We start from the raw sequence: 16,434 nt of genomic DNA, 5'->3' as shown, positions 1-16,434 counted from the left end.
AATCGCTGTCCGACTCGGCTCGGCGTGCCGAGGTTCGGCCGGTGCATCGCTGCCGGAGCCGTCGTCCGCGGAGCACGGCTCTGCCCGGCCCAGCGGCTGCGGCACGGTCGATGCACCGGCCTTAGACAGCACTGTCCGACCCGGCTCAGCGCCCCGAGGTTCGGCTGATGCGCCGCCACCCGAGATGGGAACCAGCCGTGCACAGAATCGCGGCCCGGCCCAGCTCAGCGCACCGAGACCGGCTAAGGCGCCGCCACCCCAGCCGAAAACGCCCAAACCACACCCTCACAAAGACGTCGAAACCCCCGGCCCCAACACGAACTCCGGGTCCACCTGTGCCTCGAGGTCCTCACCGACGTGGCCATTGCCCCACGCCCGCGCGTTGCGCAGGTGGAAGTCCACGGCCTGGCGCTGGTAGCGGGCCCAATCCCGGGTCACGCCGTCCACCGTCGAGAGCATCGACGCGAGCGTCCCCAGGTTGTGCGGTTCCAGTTCCCCGATCGGACGCGGAGCGCCGCGCTCACCGGCCCGGACGTGTCCCGAAGACTCCAGCCAGCCCAGCAGTGCCGGGCCCAGCGAGGACTGCAGAAAAGCCACATCCTCCGCATCCGTCACCTTGTTCCCCACCGCCACCAGATGCACGCCGAAGTCGCGCGCGTAGTCGGCGTACTGGCGGTACACGCCGACGCTGCGCAGCGTCGGCTCGCAGACCAGGAAGGTCACGTCGAAGCGCGTGAACAGGCCGGACGCGAAAGCGTCGGCGCCGGCGGTCATGTCCATCACGACGTACTCGCCCGGGCCGTCGACCAGGTGGTTGAGCAGGAGCTCCGCGGCGCCGACCTTCGAGTGGTAGCACGCCACGCCGAGGTCGTCCTCGTCGAACTGGCCCGTGACACCCAAGCGCACATCACCCAAAAACCGGAAGCACGCATCGGTGACGGGGTTGTCCTCGAACGGCGTGACCAGGCGCGATCCGCGGCCCGGCGGCGTGGTCTTGATCATCGCCGACGAGGAGGGGATGCGCGGGTTGTCGCCACGCAGGTAGTCCTTGATCAGGCTCATGTTGTCGCCCAGCGTGGGCCACGCGAGCGCTTCCTCCTCGGTAGCGCCGAGGGCGACGGCGAGGTGCTGGTTGATGTCGGCGTCGATGGCCAGCACCGGTTTGCCGGCGTCGGCGAGATACGAGACGAACAGCGACGAGAGCGTGGTCTTCCCGCTGCCGCCCTTGCCGACGAACGCGATCTTCACGGCGAAACCCTTTCACAAAATGAAGATGGTTTTCATTACAGCTCGGGTCAACGTACACCCGCGCGGCTCGCGCCCGAACGGGCGATCGGGGGCCGTGTCGCGAGATACTGTTGTGTGGTGCCACTCGTGATCAGGACGCCCGCGTCGGGAGGGGACTTCGGTCGGCTCCGGACGGAGTTCTCGTTGCCGGAATCGTTCGGTCCCGAGGTCCTGGCCGAGGCGGAGGCCGCCGTGCTCTCCGCGCGCGCCGAGGGCCGTGAGGACGCCACGGACCTGCCGTTGGTGACGATCGACCCGCCCGGCGCCAAGGATCTCGACCAGGCGATGGTCGTCGAACGCACCGCGGGCGGCTTCCGCGTGCACTACGCCATCGCCGACCTTGCCGCCTTCGTCCCGCCCGGCGGCGCGCTCGACCACGAGGCCCGCCGCCGCGGCCAAACGCTTTACCTGCCCGACGGCAACGTCCCGCTCCACCCGACCGTCCTGTCTGAAGGCGCCGCCAGCCTGCTGCCCGGCGAGGTCCGTGCGGCCGTGCTCTGGACCATCGACGTCGACGCCGCCGGCGAGCCCGTCGCCACCCGCGTGCGCCGCGCGCTCGTGCGCTCGACCGAGCAGCTCGACTACGAGAGCGTGCAGGCCTCGCTCGACGCCGGCACTCCGCACCCGTCCGTCGCCGCGCTGCCGGAGCTCGGCCGGCTGCGGCGCGAGCTGGCCGTGCAGCGTGGGGCCGTGGAGCTGCAGCTGCCGGAACAGGAGATCAGCGGCGACCCCGACGGCGGCTGGGCGCTGGCCCGTCGCCCGCGCACTGCCGTCGACGCGTGGAACGCCGAGGTCTCGCTGCTCACCGGCATGGCCGCGGCGCAGATCATGCTCGAAGCCCGCGTCGGCGTGCTGCGCACGCTGCCACCACCGGAGCCAGACGCCGTGGAGTGGCTGCGTCGCTCGGCGTCGGTCGTGGGCGTCACGTGGCCGGCGGAGCTCGGCGTTTCGGAGTTCCTGTCCTCTTTGGACCCCGGACAGCCCTCGTCCATGGCCATCTTCGCCGACACCACCAGGCTTCTGCGCGGCGCAGGCTACACGTCCTTCGACGGGTCGCTGCCCGCACTCACCACCCACGGGGGCATCGGCGGCGCGTACGCACACGTCACCGCGCCGATCCGCCGCTTGGTCGACCGCTTCGGCACGGAGGTCTGCCTCGCCGTCACGGCCGGGCGCGAAGTGCCGTCTTGGGTCCGCGACGCGCTCGCGGAGGTGCCGTTGCAGATGTCCGCTTCGGACAGTCTCGCCGCCCGCGTCGAACGCGCCTGCATCGACCAGGTGGAGGCGTGGGTCCTGGCGGAACGCGTCGGGCGCGAGTTCACCGCCGTCGTGCTGCGCGCGGAGGAGACGCGGGCGGAGATCCTCGTGGAGGACCCGCCGGTGATGGCCAAGTGCACGGGAAAGAAATTCCCTGAAGGCGAGCGGATCGGCGTCCGCCTGACCGCCGTGGACGTCGACAAGCGAAAGGTGTCGTTCGAACGCGTATGAGCACACTGGTCGACGACCTGGGCGAACCGGTCCCCCTCTCCGGCCCGCCGGTGCGAGTGGTGTCCCTGGTGCCCTCGCTGACGGAGGCCGTGGAGGTCAGCGCGCCCGGCCGGCTCGTCGGTGCCACGGATTACTGCACGCATCCGTCCGATTTGGACGTTCCGCGCGTGGGCGGCTCGAAGTATCCGAAGATCGATCGCGTGCTGGACCTGGCACCGGACCTGGTGCTGGCGAACTCCGAGGAGAACCGGCCGGAGGACGTGGAACGCCTGCGCGCCAACGGGACCCCCGTGTTCGTCATGGCGGCCGCCGCCTCGGTTCCCGCCGCGCTGGGCTCACTGCGGCGATTGCTGACGCAGGTCTACGCCCTCGACGAGCCCGAGTGGCTGGTCTCCGCCGAAGAACTCTGGCGCACGACGGCCCCGATCCGCTTCCGCGCCGTCATCCCGGTCTGGCGCAAGCCGTGGATCGTCCTCGGCCGCGACACCTTCGCCGGCGACGTTCTCCGCCGCGTCGGCGTGGCGAACGCCTATGCCGACGCGGACGACCGCTACCCGCGCCCGCCACTGGACGAACTGCGGGCGGCCGAAGCCGACATCGTGGTGCTGCCGGACGAACCGTACGAGTTCACCGCCGACGACGGCCCCGGCTTCTTCCCGGACCTACGCCCGGTTCTGGTCTCGGGTCGCTACCTCACCTGGTACGGGCCCTCGCTCGTCGAAGCGCACGCCGCCCTGACCGACGCGCTGGGGGGTCTGTCGTAACCGACGCCGAAATACGGGGCGTGACGACCGCACGTTTGTAGTTGGCGATGCCGTGGTCGGTCAGGTGCTGGATCCACAGCCGGGTTAGTACCCGCCTTGCGCCGGTCGGTGGCGGGGGCGGATCAGCGTCGTGGCGGAGGGACCGGTCGGCGCAGCGCTGCTCGGGACGGGGAGCATGCCGGCCGCGCGGGCGCCCGCGTACTTCGGCTTCGGGTTGTCGTGGTCTGTCCGGTGTGGCCGGCGGGCTTGGCGGACGGACGGGCCGCCCAGGGGCTGAGCGGCCCGTCGACGCCCAGCAGGAGGAGGGGGCGCGCCCCATCCGTTCTACAGGGTCAACCCCGTCAGCACCGTCACCCGTTCCTCCGTGAAGTCCGCCATCGCCGCCGCCGGTCCTTCGCGGCCGACGCCCGAGTCCTTGACACCGCCGTAGGGCATCTGGTCGGCGCGGAAGCTGGGGACGTCGCCGATGAGGACCCCGCCGACGTTGAGGCGCGCGGAGACGTCGAACGCGGTGGGCAGGTCGCGCGTGAAGACGCCGGCCTGCAGGCCGAAGCGCGAGGCGTTGATGCGTGAAACACCCTCGTCCACAGAGGACACCCGGATCAACGACACCACCGGCCCGAACACCTCCTCGGCCATCACGGCCGCGTCTTCCGGCACGCCGGACAGCACCGTCGGCTCCACCGTCGCACCGGAACGGCCGCCGCCGGTCAGCAGAGAAGCACCGGCGGAGACGGCGTCGGAGACCCACGAAGCAACGCGCGAAGCCGCGGCCTCGTTGATCAGCGGGCCGACGTCGACGCTGTCCGAAGCAGGGTCGCCCGTGCGCAACGCCGCGACCTGCGCCAGAACCCGCGACTCCAGCTCGTCATACACGTCCGTGTGCACGTAGACCCGCTGCACCGAGATGCACGACTGCCCCGCCTGGTACATCGAGAACGTCGCGATCCGCTGCGCCGCGAAGTCCAGATCCGCCCAATCCGGACAGACCAGTACGGCACCGTTGCCACCGAGCTCCAACGAAACGTGTTTGCGCGGCACACTGTCCCGGATCGACCAGCCGACGGGAACCGAGCCGGTGAACGAAACCACCGGCAGACGCGGATCCCGCACCAGCGAAGCCGTCTCCTCATTGCCCAACGGCAGAATCGACCAGCTCCCCGCCGGCAACCGCGTCTCCGCGAGGATCTCGCCCAGCAGCAACGACGTCAGTGGCGTCGCCGGAGCCGGCTTCAGCACGATCGGCGCGCCGACTGCGATGGCCGGCGCGACCTTGTGCGCCACCAGGTTCAGCGGGAAGTTGAACGGCGTGATGCCGAGCACCGGCCCGCGGGGCACGCGTCGCACCAAGGCCAGCCGGCCCGTGCCGCCCGGGTCGGTATCGAGGCGCTGCAGCTCGCCCGAGAACCGGCGGGCCTCCTCGGCGGCCCAGCGGAACGTCGACACCGCGCGTCCCACCTCTCCTCGCGCCCACTTCAACGGCTTGCCCGACTCGGCCGTGATGAGCCGCGCGATCTCGTCGGCCCGCTGGCTCAGCGAACGGGACACCTGGTCCAACGCCCCCGCCCGCACGTGCGCCGGGACGACCGCGAACTCGTCGGCGACCGAAGCCGCCGCGGCGACTGCCTCCTCGACGTCCGGCGCGGTGGGCACGAAGTGCGAACCGGCTTCGCTGCCGTCGTAGGAATGGCGGACGACCGCGGTCGACGAACTGGTCACCGGCTTGCCGGCGATCCAAAAAGGAACAGTCACTTGCGCACCTCCGTGCGTACCGCGTGCTCGAGGACGGACAGGCCCTCATCGAGCAGTTCGTCGGACAGGGAAACTGGCGGCAGCAGCCGGATGACGTTGCCGTAGGTCCCGCAGGTCAGCACCACCACGCCGAGCGCGTGGCACGCCGCGGCGACGCGCTTGGTGAGGTCGGCGTCGGGCACAGCGTCGTTTCCGGTGCCGGCGCGAACGAACTCCGCGGCCAGCATCGCGCCCCGCCCGCGCACGTCGCCGATCACCCCCGTCTCGGCCGCCAGCGCCCGCAGCCGCGGCAGCACGAGGTTTTCCACCCGCCTCGCCGAGGAGACCAGATCCGAAGACCGCATCGTCTCGATCGAACCCAGCGCCGCGGCACACGCGATGGGGTTGCCGCCGTAGGTCCCACCAAGACCACCAGCCCCGACCGCGTCCAGCAGCTCCGCACGCCCGGTCACGGCCGACAGCGGCAGCCCGGCCGCGATGCCCTTGGCCGTCGCGATCAGGTCCGGCACCACGCCCTCGCGCGACGACGCGAACCAGTCACCCGTGCGGCAGAAGCCCGTCTGCACCTCGTCCGCCACGAACACCACGCCGTTCTCGCTGCACCACGCGGAAAGCGCCGGCAGGAACCCCGGCGCCGGCTCGATGAATCCGCCCTCGCCTTGGATCGGCTCGATCACGACGGCCGCCACCTGGTCGCCGCCGATCTGCTTCTCGATCCGGTCGATCGCGATACGCGCGGCTTCCGGCCCCGAAAGCCCGTCGCGGTACGGGTACGAGCCCGGCACGCGGTACACCTCGGGCGCGAATGGCCCGAAGCCGTGCTTGTAGGGCACCGACTTCGCGGTCAACGCCATCGTCAGGTTCGTCCGCCCGTGGTAGGCGTGGTCGAACACCACCACGGCCTGCCGCCCGGTCGCGGCGCGCGCGATCTTCACCGCGTTCTCCACGGCCTCCGCGCCGGAGTTGAACAGCACCGACTTCTTCGCGTGGTCACCCGGGGTCAGCTCCGCCAGCGCCTCGCACACCTCGACGTACCCCTCGTACGGCGTGACCATGAAGCACGTGTGCGTGAACAAGCACGCCTGCCTGCGCACGCGGTCCACGACCTCGGGCGCGGAGTGGCCCACGTTCGTCACGGCGATGCCGGAGCCGAAGTCGATGAGCACGTTGCCGTCGGCGTCGGTGAGCAGGCCGCCGCCGGCCGACGTGATGTGCGCGGGCAGTATCGAGCTCACCCCCGCCGCGACCGCGGCCGTCCGCCGTTCCTGCAACGCGCGCGACGCCGGGCCAGGGATCTCGGTGCGCAACCGGCGCTGACGGGGCGCCGGGGCCACCAGGGTCTCGGTGGTCGTGGTCATGGGCTCAACTCCTGGGAAACGGGCGGGGTCACCTCCCAGGATGAGGTGCGGCCGCACGGGAGTCAGCTGGCCAAGGTGTCCAGGAACGGGCGTAAACTTGGCCACTATGGCACTCACTCTGCGCGCGCTCACCGAACTGCGGTCGCTCGCCCTCCGCGTGGTCGCGGGGGAGACCGGGCTCGATCGCCCGATCGGCTGGGTGCACCCCACCGAGCTCACCGACCCGCACGCGTTCCTCGAAGGCGGTGAACTCCTCCTCACCACGGGCCTGGCCCTCGACGATACGACGTCCGAGGCCTACGTCCGCCGCCTCGTCGAAGCGGGTACCGCCGGACTCGGCTTCGGCGTCGGGTTGAGCCACGAACACGTGCCGTCCACGTTGAAGGCGACCGCCGACGAGGTCGGCCTCCCAGTGCTCGAAGTGCCCCGTAAGACGCCCTTCATCGCCATCACCCGCGCTGTCTCCCGCGCGGTCGCCGCCGACGAGTACGCCGCGACCGTCCGCATCGGCCGCGCCCAGCAGGAGCTCACCCGCACCGCCGTCGGGAAGACGGGCGCTGCGGGTGTCGTGCGCCGCCTCGCCCGGCTCGTCGACGGCTGGGTCGTGCTCTTCGACGCCGCCGGCCACGTCCGCGAAGTCTCCTCCGCAACCGCTCGCGCACACGGGGAACAGCTCGGCGTGAAGGACCTGCGCGCCGGCACGCGGATTGTCACGGTGGGGGAGCAGGAGGTCGTGCTCCAGACCTTGCACACGCGCGGCGCGCTCGCGGTCGGCACAGGCGCGCCGCTCGACTCGACCGGCCGCCACATCGTGAACACCGCGGTCTCGCTGCTTTCCCTTGCCCTGGAACAGGATCGTGCCCAGCGCGGCGCGTTGTCCCGGCTCCGCACCGGCCTGCTCGACCTGTTCACCGACGGCCAGGAAGCCCTCGCGCTCGATGTGCTGCGTACCGTGCAGGGCGCGCCGCCGCAACCGTGGGCCGTGCTCGCCGTCGCGGGCCCGCCCGCCGCGCGGACCGCGCTGTACGACCGCCTGGAACCCGTTGCGGGCCAAGTGTTCTTCGCTCACGCCGAATCGCTTCTCGTCGCCGTGACCGACGACGCCGACCGCGTGCTCACCGTGGCCGCCGAGGTCGACGGTTGCCACGTCGGCGTCGGCGACGCCACCGAGTTCCCGGCAGCGCTGCGCCAGGCCAGGCAGGCGGCCGAGACCGCACGCAGTCAGGCCATTCCGCTCCTGCGCTACGCCGACCACGCCGGCCGGGGCCTGCTCAACCTCCTGGATCCCCTTGCCGCCCAAGCCTTCGCCCACGAGCTGCTGAACCCGCTGCGCACCCACGACGAGTCCGGCCGCGGCGAACTGGAGGAGTCCCTGCGCTGCTGGCTGGAAAACCACGGCCACTGGGACCGCGCCGCCACGCGGCTGCACATCCACCGCCACACCCTGCGCAACCGCATCACCAAGGCCGCCGAGCTCCTCGGCCGGGACCTCGACTCACCGGGTACGAGGGCGGAACTCTGGCTCGCCCTCCAGGTCACCCGCTGACGTCACACGCTGACGAGCAACGCGATCGGCGAGTCCCCGCACCGCCGCAACGTCGCGCCGTCCGACGTCGTCTGCGGTTCCGCGCCCGACGTCCACCAGGCCGGCACATCGACGTCGCGCACCAGAGAACCCGTCGCCTGCCGGACGCTGTTCGACACGATCACGCGCCCCTGCGCGTTGAGCAGAGCCGCGCGCCGGCCCAGCGAACGCAGCCGCCGGCTCACCGTGCGCTCGAACTCGCGCACGTAGACGTCCGCGCCCACCACGCCGGCAAACGAACCGTCGCGGTACACGGGCAGCGTGAACGTGAGCGTGTACTCGTCAGTGCAGAGGTAGTCGACGTACGGGCCGTTGATGTGGCGCCGGCCGCTGTCGCGCGGCACGGTGAACCACGACTGGCGCGTGTAGTCGAGGAAGTGGGGACTCTCCGGGTCGAGGCTGATGAACAGCTGCTCCGGAGTCTGGTCCGAACCGGTGGTGGTCCACCACTCGAAGCCGAACTCCTGGTCCGACAGCACGTGGGGCGCGCTTACGAACCCGGCGCCGATCACGAGGCCGCCAAGGGCCTCCAGGACCTGCGGCCGGATGCCGTGGAGCGTGCCGGAGCCGGCGCCGCCGGGCTCGGCCAGCAGCGTCTCGGCCGCGGCCAGCACGGGCTTGAGTCGCTCGAAGATCTCCTCGACCAGCGCGGATACCTGCGCGACGACCTCGTCGCCGGTCAACGTGCGGGTGTCGGTCACGATGCTCACCTCGATCGCGGGGTCATCGAAGCTTACGGCGTTTCGAGGCTGAGGTGCAGATCCACGAGTCGGTCGAGCGCGCTCAGGATGTGCTCCTCGGTCAGTCTGCGGGCCAGGTCGCCGTCGGCCGCCGCGATCGCGGTGACGATCGCGCGGTGCTCAGCGTAGGACTGGCGGCAGGTGTCCTCGCCGTCGAGGGGCACCCAGAGCAACCCGCCGTGTTCGCCCTGCAGCTGGACCTCCTGGTTGGTGAGCCGTGGCGACTGCGCGGCCGCCGCGACCTCGAGGTGGAAGTGCCGTTCGGCGCGCGTCGCCTCGGGACCGGTCGTGCCGAGGAGGTCTTCGCTGGTCAGCCGCAGTCGTTCCAGGTCTTCGGGTGAGCTGCGCTCCGACGCGAGTTTGGCCGCCGACCCGGCCACGGCGAGGTAGTGGTCGCCGAAGTCGCGCAGATCCGCGAGCGAGACGAGCCGCAGGCGCTGGGCCCACGAGCTCGGCGCCGGCCACGCGGGCGTGCGCACGAAGCTGCCGCCGCCGCGGCCGCGCCTGGTCTCGACCAGACCCTGCTGCCGCAGCACGGCGAGCGCTTCCCGGACCGTCACGGTGGACACGCGGAACTGCGCGGCGAGCTCGACCTCGCTCGGCAGCTGCTCGGCGTCGTCGAGCAGGCCCAAGGTGATGGCGTCGAGCAGCCGGGCCGCGACCGCCTCGGCGCGGCCGAGCTGGTCCAGTGGAGCGAACATCGCCAGTCGTGCGCTGTTCGACATCTCCTTGCGCATCGTGGGTCCACCCGTCTCGGCGTGCGATTGGGGCCAATGGTGCCCCAGGACCTTGTCATGTGAAATATGGAGTTATATGTTTCACCCTGCCACGGAGAGTCAGGAGGCGCACGCGTGCAGGAACTGAAGCACTACGTCGGCGGGAAGTTCGTCGACTCGCTGTCAGGGAAGGTTCTCGAGATCGTCGACCCGGTCACCGGTCGCGCGTACTGCACCGCGCCGGTGGCGGGCGCCGAGGACGTCGACCGCGCGCTCAAGACCGCGGCCGAGGCGTTCGAGAGCTGGAAAGAGACTACGCCGGCCCAGCGTCAGCTCGCGCTGCTGAAGATCGCCGACGCCGTGGAGGCCCGCGGCGAGGAGCTCATCGCCGCGGAGTCGCGGAACACCGGCAAGCCGGTGGCGCTCACGATGTCCGAAGAGTTGCCGATGATCGTCGACCAGCTGCGCTTCTTCGCCGGCGCCGCGCGCGTGCTCGAAGGCCGCGCGGCCGGCGAGTACATGGAAGGCCACACGTCCTTCGTCCGCCGCGAGCCCGTGGGCGTCTGCGCGCAGGTGACGCCGTGGAACTACCCGCTGCTCATGGCGATCTGGAAGATCGCGCCCGCGCTCGCCGCGGGCAACACCGTGGTGCTCAAGCCGTCGGACACCACGCCGGTTTCCACGCTGCTGCTGGCCGAGATCTGCGGCGAGTTCCTGCCGCCGGGCGTGTTCAACGTCGTGACCGGCGACCGCGACTCCGGCCGCGCGCTGGTGGAGCACCCGATTCCCGCGATGGTGTCGATCACCGGCTCCGTGCGCGCCGGCATCGAGGTCGCGGGCGCCGCGGCCCGCGACGTCAAGCGCGTGCACCTCGAGCTGGGTGGCAAGGCGCCCGTGATCGTCTTCTCCGACGCCGACCTCGAGAACGCCGCCGAGACCATCGCCATGGCGGGTTACTTCAACGCCGGCCAGGACTGCACCGCCGCCACCCGCGTGCTGGTGGCCGACGACGTGCACGACGCCTTCGTCGCCGCCCTTTCGCGTCAGGCCGAGGCCAGCAAGACCGGCAAGCCCGACGACGACACCGTCGCCTTCGGCCCGCTCAACAACGCCGCGCAGCTGGAGAAGGTGTCCGGCTTCATCGACCGGCTGCCCGGCCACGCGACCGTGCACTGTGGAGGGCGACGCGCCGGCGACGAGGGCTTCTTCTACGAGGCCACCGTGGTCTCCGGCGTCACGCAGGACGACGAGATCACGCAGAACGAGGTCTTCGGCCCCGTGATCACCGTGCAGCGCTTCTCCGACGAGGCCGACGCGGTGAAGGCGGCCAACGGAGTGCCCTACGGCCTCGCCTCCTCGATCTGGACCAAGGACCACCAGCGCGCCATGCGCGTGTCCGCCAAGCTCGACTTCGGGTGCGTGTGGATCAACACCCACATCCCGCTCGTCGCCGAGATGCCCCACGGCGGGTTCAAGAAGTCGGGTTACGGCAAGGATCTCTCGCTGTACGGCCTCGAGGACTACACCCGCGTCAAGCACGTGATGAGCGCGCTGTAGGTACCGGTGACGAGATCCACGGGAAGGCCCGCCATGCCCCACCAAGCCCCCATCACCGCCCGGCGGCCAGAACGGCCGCGCGCCGGCGGCGAGCCGGCGATCCGGCTCACCGGGCTACAGAAGCACTTCGACAAGGTCCGCGCCGTCGACGGCGTCGACCTCGACATCCCGCCCGGTGAGTTCTTCTCCATGCTCGGCCCGTCGGGCTCGGGGAAGACCACGGTGCTGCGCATGATCGCCGGCTTCGAGCTGCCCACCGCGGGCACCATCGAGCTGGCCGGCAGGGATGTCAGCCAACTCGCGCCGTTCGAGCGCGACGTGAACACCGTGTTCCAGGACTACGCGCTCTTCCCGCACATGTCGGTGCGCCAGAACGTGGAGTACGGCCTCAAGGTCAAGCGGGTCGCCAAGGCCGAGCGCAGGCAACGCGCCGCGGAAGCCCTCGAGACCGTGCGGCTCGGGGAGTACGGCGACCGCAAGCCTTCGCAGCTCTCGGGTGGTCAACGCCAGCGCGTCGCTCTCGCGCGGGCGCTGGTGAACCGCCCGAAGGTGCTGCTGCTCGACGAACCGCTGGGAGCGCTCGACCTCAAGCTGCGGCAGGCGATGCAGATCGAGCTCAAGCAGATCCAGCGCGAGGTCGGGATCACCTTCGTGTTCGTGACGCACGACCAGGACGAGGCGCTCACCATGAGCGACCGCATCGCGGTGTTCAACGCCGGGCGGATCGAACAGGTCGGCACGCCGGTGCAGGTGTACGAGAGACCGGCGAGCGCGTTCGTCGCCGGCTTCGTCGGCATGTCCAACCTGCTCAGCGGGCGCGGGGCCGAAGCGGTGATCGGCAAGCCCGGCGTGTACAGCATCCGGCCGGAGAAAATCCGCATCGATGGTGATCTTGCGTCGCCGGCCGGTCCAGGCGAGACTTCGGCGACCGGAATCGTCACGGATGTCGTATACGCCGGATCCACAGTGCGCTACGCTGTCGCGCTCGATGCGGGGGGTCAGTTGTCCGTGGTCCGCCAGAACACCAGTGAACCGACCGACTTCGCCGACGGCCGGGTCCGCCTGCGGTGGCGCCACGAACACAGTTTCCGGGTCCCCGACGCCGGCTAGTTCTCACGGGAAGGTTTCTCTCGACATGAAGAACAGGAAGACGCTGCTCGCAGGTCTGTGCGGCGTGAGCCTGCTGCTCGCGGCCTGCGGGACCTCGGGCTCCGACTCAAGCGCGGGGTCCGCGCCGGGCGCACAGGGATTCACCCCGCCCAAGCTGGCCGCACTCACCCAGCTCGGCCAGCCGGAAGGCCAGCTGAACGTGCTCGCGTGGCCCGGTTACGCCGAAAACGGCTCCAACGACTCGAAGATCAACTGGGTCAAGCCGTTCGAGGACCAGACCGGCTGCAAGGTCACCGTCAAGCCCTTCGGCACGTCCGACGAGGCCGTGACGCTGATGAAGACGGGCCAGTACGACGTGGTGTCCGCCTCGGGCGACGCCTCGCTGCGCCTGGTCGCCTCGGGTGACGTCGAGCCGGTCAACACCGCGCTCGTGCCCAACTACAACGACGTCTACCCGTTCCTGAAGAACAAGTCGTGGAACAGCGTCAACAACGTCGCCTACGGCATCCCGCACGGCTGGGGTGCGAACGTGCTGACATGGCGCACCGACAAGGTGAGCCCGGAGCCGACGTCGTGGTCGCCGATGTTCGACGTGAACTCGCCCTACAAGGGCAAGATCATCGCCTATGACTCCCCGATCTACATCGCCGACGCGGCCCTGTACCTCATGGCGCACCAGCCTGACCTCGGCATCAAGAACCCGTACGCCTTGGACGACAAGCAGTTCAACGCCGCGGTGGACCTGCTGAAGAAGCAGCGCCCGAACGTCAGCGAGTACTGGTCGGACTACCTCAAGGAAACGCAGTCGCTCAAGAACGCGGACGCTGTGATCGGCACCGCGTGGCAGGTCACGGTGAACCTGGCCGAGAGCGAGGGCGCTCCGCTGGGCGCGACCGTGCCGAGCGAGGGTGCCACCGGCTGGTCGGACACCTGGATGGTGGCCACGAAGTCGCAGCACAAGACGTGCGCGTACAAGTGGATGGACTACATCATCAGCCCGAAGGTCAACGCCCAGGTGGCGGAGTACTTCGGTGAGGCCCCGGCCAACTCGAAGGCCTGCGCCGAGATGACCGACAAGACCCTGTGTGACACCTACCACGCCAACGACGCGGCCTACGCCGCCAAGATCCAGTACTGGACCACGCCGATCCCGCAGTGCCTCGACGGCCGCACGGACGTCAAGTGCAAGGACTACGGCGACTGGACCCGTGCCTGGACCGAGATCAAGGGTTGACGTGTTCGTGAGTACCGGCGCTGGTCTGGAACCCGCGCCGGTACTCGCGAGAGCTCCCCGGTAGCTCCGGGGGCGGCGGGCACCCTCCCCCTCGTCCGCCGCCCCCGGACCCCCTCCTCCCGACCGTGCCCCGAAGGTGCCCGCATGACCGCCGTGAGCCCGCCGAGCCGCCGCGCCTCGGCTTTCTTCTTCCGCAAACCCAAGCTGCGCCTGGGCATCCTGCTTTCGGCTCCGCTGCTGTGGCTCGGCCTGGCCTACCTCGGCGCGCTCGCCGCCCTGTTCATCACGGCCTTCTGGTCCACCGACGTGTTCACCGGCAAGGTGGTCACAGACTGGTCGTTCGACAACTTCGTCACGCTCTTCACCGACTCGGTCTACCGCACGATCACGCTGCGGACCGTCGGCATCGCGTTGCTGGTGACGGTGATCGACGCGGTCATCGCGTTCCCCATGGCCTTCGCGATGGCCAAGCTCGCTTCCCCGCGCGCGCAACGGATTCTCGTGATCGCCGTGATGACGCCGCTGTGGGCGAGCTACCTGGTGAAGGCCTACGCGTGGCGCACGCTGCTTTCCGGCAACGGCGCGATCAGCTGGCTGCTGAGCCCGTTCGGCCTCTCCGGCCCGGGTTACGGCGTCGCGGCCACCGTGATCACGCTGTCGTACCTGTGGCTGCCGTACATGATCCTGCCGATCTACGCCGGCCTGGAGCGGTTGCCCGACTCCCTTGTCGACGCGTCCGGCGACCTCGGCGCGCGGTCGTTCCGCACGTTCCGCTCGGTGATCCTGCCGCTTGCCTTCCCGGCGATCGTGGCCGGCTCGATCTTCACGTTCTCCTTGTCGCTGGGCGACTACATCGCCGTGAAGATCGTGGGCGGCACGTCGCAGATGCTCGGCAACGTCGTTTACGACAACATCGGCGCGGCCAACAACCTGCCGTTCGCGGCGACCGTGGCCATCGTGCCGGTCGTGATCATGCTCGTGTACTTGGCCGTCGTGCGTCGCACCGGCGCGCTGAACAACCTCTAGGAGACCGCCGTGCGCATGTCGAAGACCGGCCGGGTGGTGCTGTGGACGGCACTCGGGGTCGGGTTCGCGGTGATCTACTTCCCGCTTCTGGTGGTGCTGCTCAACTCCGTGAACTCGGACACCACGTTCGGCTGGCCGCCGAAGAGCTTCACCCTCGAGTGGTGGGGCCGCGCGGTCACCAACGCCGGCGCGCTGCACGCGTTGTGGACCAGCGTCGAGGCCGGTGTGGCCGCCACGGCGATCGCGTTCGTGCTCGGCACGATGGCCGCGTTCGCCTTGCAGCGCTACCGGTTCTTCGGCCGGGACTCGATCTCGCTGCTGATCATCCTGCCGATCGCGCTGCCCGGCATCGTGACCGGGATCGCGCTGAACAACGCGTTCCGCACGATCCTCGGCATCGACCTCGGCCTGCTCACGGCGATCATCGCCCACGCGACCTTCTGCATCGTCGTGGTGTTCAACAACGTCGTGGCCCGCCTGCGGCGCATGGGCGGCAACCTCGAGGAAGCGTCGATGGACCTCGGCGCCGACGGCATCACCACATTCCGGCTGGTGACTTTTCCGGTGCTGCGCTCGGCGCTGCTGGCGGGCGGACTGCTGGCGTTCGCGCTGTCGTTCGACGAGATCATCGTGACGACGTTCACGCTGGGCACCGGCATGGAGACGTTGCCGATCTGGATCTACGACAACCTGTTCCGACCCAACCAAGCCCCGGTGGTCAACGTGGTGGCGGCGGTGCTGATCATCGTCTCGACGGTGCCGGTGTACTTCGCGCAGAAGCTCTCCGGCGGCGACAGCGCTTCTGGTGGCCGGATCTAGGGTCTCCTAAGGGCTTTCTCGTAAGTGGTTGCGCTGGTGGGGCTGGTGGCTGGCGGCTCGCGTGATCAGGTGTCGAGAAGGATGTTGTGCAGGTTCGCGATTCCGGACACCGTGTCGGTGAGCGTGCTCGCGGCGCGGCGGTAGTTGTGGAGGATCGTGAAGTTCTTCATCCGGGACAGAACGTGCTCGACGCGGGCACGGACCTTGCGGTGGGTGGCGTTGAGGTCTTCCTTCCAGTCCGGCAACTCGCTGCCTTCACGGGGTTTGCGATAAGGCATGACGACCTCAGGGTTACCTTGGTAACCGCCGTCGGCCAGGACCGGCCGGTCGGCGAGTGTCTCGGCGATGCCCGACTCGCGGTAGATGGTGCAGTCGTTGCGGCTGCCCGGTTGCGGATTGCCGGTGGCGATCACCAACCTGGTCTCGGCGTCGATGGCGACCTGCACGGTGGTGGGGTAGCGGTAGTTCTTCGACGGGGTGGTCAGCCGGTGATCCCGGGTCGGCACCAGAGTGCCGTCGACGATCGCGACCGCATCGATCCGGCGTGTGCAGACCGGCGCCAGCGCCAGCAGTGGGCCGATCGTGTCGCTTCCCCCGGTGCGCCGCGGAATGCGATACCCCGAACAGCGGCCCGATCTGGCGCATGGTCAGGTTCGTCCGCCGCTAGGTCGCGACCCGCAGAACCCGGTCTGCCAGGGCAACGCCCACTGCCGGCCCGGCCGTCCGTCCGCGATCTCCTTCCGCCCCGCTTGGCGACCAGTCGTATCGGCTTGCGGAACTGACCCGGTTCCAGCCCCGCGAACGGAGCAATCCACTCCGGCCGCGACGTTGTGATCACCTGCACCACGCCAACATGATCGACTACCGACCGGGCCAGCCCGGCCCCGGGTTACGAGACATCTCCTAGCTTGATTTTTAACCTGTTCGGCGGGGCCGCGGTTTGCTCGACTTGGTGTTCTTGCTGTGCTTGGGCTTTCGGGTGTTGGTGCTGGTGACGG

General features: G+C 69.7%; 13 protein-coding genes and 1 pseudogene. 8 read left to right on the top strand and 6 right to left on the bottom strand.

Annotated elements, in window-relative coordinates; translation table 11 throughout:
* Positions 1-285: 285 nt before the first annotated feature.
* Entirely contained in the window at positions 286-1,248 is a 963-nt protein-coding gene (locus AB0F91_RS29910) for an AAA family ATPase (RefSeq protein WP_360602794.1), read from the bottom strand.
* Positions 1,249-1,374: 126 nt separating this feature from the next.
* Between AB0F91_RS29910 and AB0F91_RS29905 the strand changes: the two genes are divergently transcribed.
* Complete coding sequence (locus AB0F91_RS29905) at positions 1,375-2,775, top strand: RNB domain-containing ribonuclease (RefSeq protein ID WP_360602792.1); 1,401 nt, start codon at positions 1,375-1,377, stop codon at positions 2,773-2,775.
* Positions 2,772-3,539 (top strand): helical backbone metal receptor, encoded by a 768-nt coding sequence (locus AB0F91_RS29900; protein WP_360602790.1) that lies wholly within the window; start codon positions 2,772-2,774, stop codon positions 3,537-3,539. Before AB0F91_RS29905 ends, AB0F91_RS29900 begins: the two co-directional genes overlap by 4 nt.
* A 324-nt stretch (positions 3,540-3,863) precedes the next feature.
* Here the strand turns inward: AB0F91_RS29900 and AB0F91_RS29895 are convergent, their stop codons facing one another.
* Both AB0F91_RS29895 and gabT read right to left on the bottom strand, forming a co-directional pair.
* On the bottom strand, positions 3,864-5,291 hold the full coding sequence (locus AB0F91_RS29895; protein WP_360602788.1) for an aldehyde dehydrogenase family protein: 1,428 nt from the start codon (positions 5,289-5,291) through the stop codon (positions 3,864-3,866).
* Positions 5,288-6,649 (bottom strand): 4-aminobutyrate--2-oxoglutarate transaminase, encoded by a 1,362-nt coding sequence (gene gabT, locus AB0F91_RS29890; RefSeq protein ID WP_360602786.1) that lies wholly within the window; start codon positions 6,647-6,649, stop codon positions 5,288-5,290. The genes AB0F91_RS29895 and gabT overlap by 4 nt, the downstream gene beginning before the upstream one ends.
* A gap of 106 nt (positions 6,650-6,755) precedes the next feature.
* On the opposite strand from gabT, the gene AB0F91_RS29885 reads away from it, so the two are divergent.
* On the top strand, positions 6,756-8,195 hold the full coding sequence (locus AB0F91_RS29885; RefSeq protein ID WP_360602784.1) for a PucR family transcriptional regulator ligand-binding domain-containing protein: 1,440 nt from the start codon (positions 6,756-6,758) through the stop codon (positions 8,193-8,195).
* Between the two features lie 2 nt (positions 8,196-8,197).
* Here the strand turns inward: AB0F91_RS29885 and AB0F91_RS29880 are convergent, their stop codons facing one another.
* Both AB0F91_RS29880 and AB0F91_RS29875 read right to left on the bottom strand, forming a co-directional pair.
* Positions 8,198-8,935 carry a cache domain-containing protein gene (locus AB0F91_RS29880; RefSeq protein WP_360602782.1) on the bottom strand — a complete coding sequence of 246 codons (738 nt, stop codon included), beginning with the start codon at positions 8,933-8,935 and terminating at the stop codon, positions 8,198-8,200.
* A 32-nt stretch (positions 8,936-8,967) separates the two neighbouring features.
* Positions 8,968-9,711: an FCD domain-containing protein gene (locus AB0F91_RS29875; RefSeq protein ID WP_360602779.1), complete on the bottom strand. Its 744-nt coding sequence runs from the start codon at positions 9,709-9,711 to the stop codon at positions 8,968-8,970.
* Between the two features lie 114 nt (positions 9,712-9,825).
* Here AB0F91_RS29875 and AB0F91_RS29870 point away from each other — a divergent pair, with 114 nt between their 5' ends.
* From AB0F91_RS29870 to AB0F91_RS29850, 5 genes are all read left to right on the top strand, one after another.
* Positions 9,826-11,247, top strand: coding sequence for a gamma-aminobutyraldehyde dehydrogenase (locus AB0F91_RS29870; protein WP_360602777.1), 1,422 nt, complete (start codon positions 9,826-9,828; stop codon positions 11,245-11,247).
* Between the two features lie 33 nt (positions 11,248-11,280).
* A complete protein-coding gene (locus AB0F91_RS29865) occupies positions 11,281-12,357 on the top strand; it encodes an ABC transporter ATP-binding protein (protein ID WP_360602775.1) in 1,077 nt (358 codons plus the stop codon).
* A 25-nt stretch (positions 12,358-12,382) separates the two neighbouring features.
* On the top strand, positions 12,383-13,591 hold the full coding sequence (locus AB0F91_RS29860; protein WP_360602773.1) for an ABC transporter substrate-binding protein: 1,209 nt from the start codon (positions 12,383-12,385) through the stop codon (positions 13,589-13,591).
* A 144-nt stretch (positions 13,592-13,735) separates the two neighbouring features.
* On the top strand, positions 13,736-14,617 hold the full coding sequence (locus AB0F91_RS29855) for an ABC transporter permease (RefSeq protein WP_360602771.1): 882 nt from the start codon (positions 13,736-13,738) through the stop codon (positions 14,615-14,617).
* 9 nt (positions 14,618-14,626) lie between these two features.
* Positions 14,627-15,436 carry an ABC transporter permease gene (locus tag AB0F91_RS29850; RefSeq protein WP_360602769.1) on the top strand — a complete coding sequence of 270 codons (810 nt, stop codon included), beginning with the start codon at positions 14,627-14,629 and terminating at the stop codon, positions 15,434-15,436.
* A 65-nt stretch (positions 15,437-15,501) separates the two neighbouring features.
* Here AB0F91_RS29850 and AB0F91_RS29845 read toward each other — a convergent pair.
* A pseudogene (locus tag AB0F91_RS29845) lies at positions 15,502-16,280 on the bottom strand (transposase family protein).
* Positions 16,281-16,434: the final 154 nt, after the last annotated feature.

The sequence above is a fragment of the Amycolatopsis sp. NPDC023774 genome (genome assembly GCF_040639695.1).
Lineage (GTDB): Bacteria > Actinomycetota > Actinomycetes > Mycobacteriales > Pseudonocardiaceae > Amycolatopsis.
The sequence above is the reverse complement of the archived record's forward strand: the minus strand, read 5'-3'. Positions and strand labels throughout refer to the sequence as shown.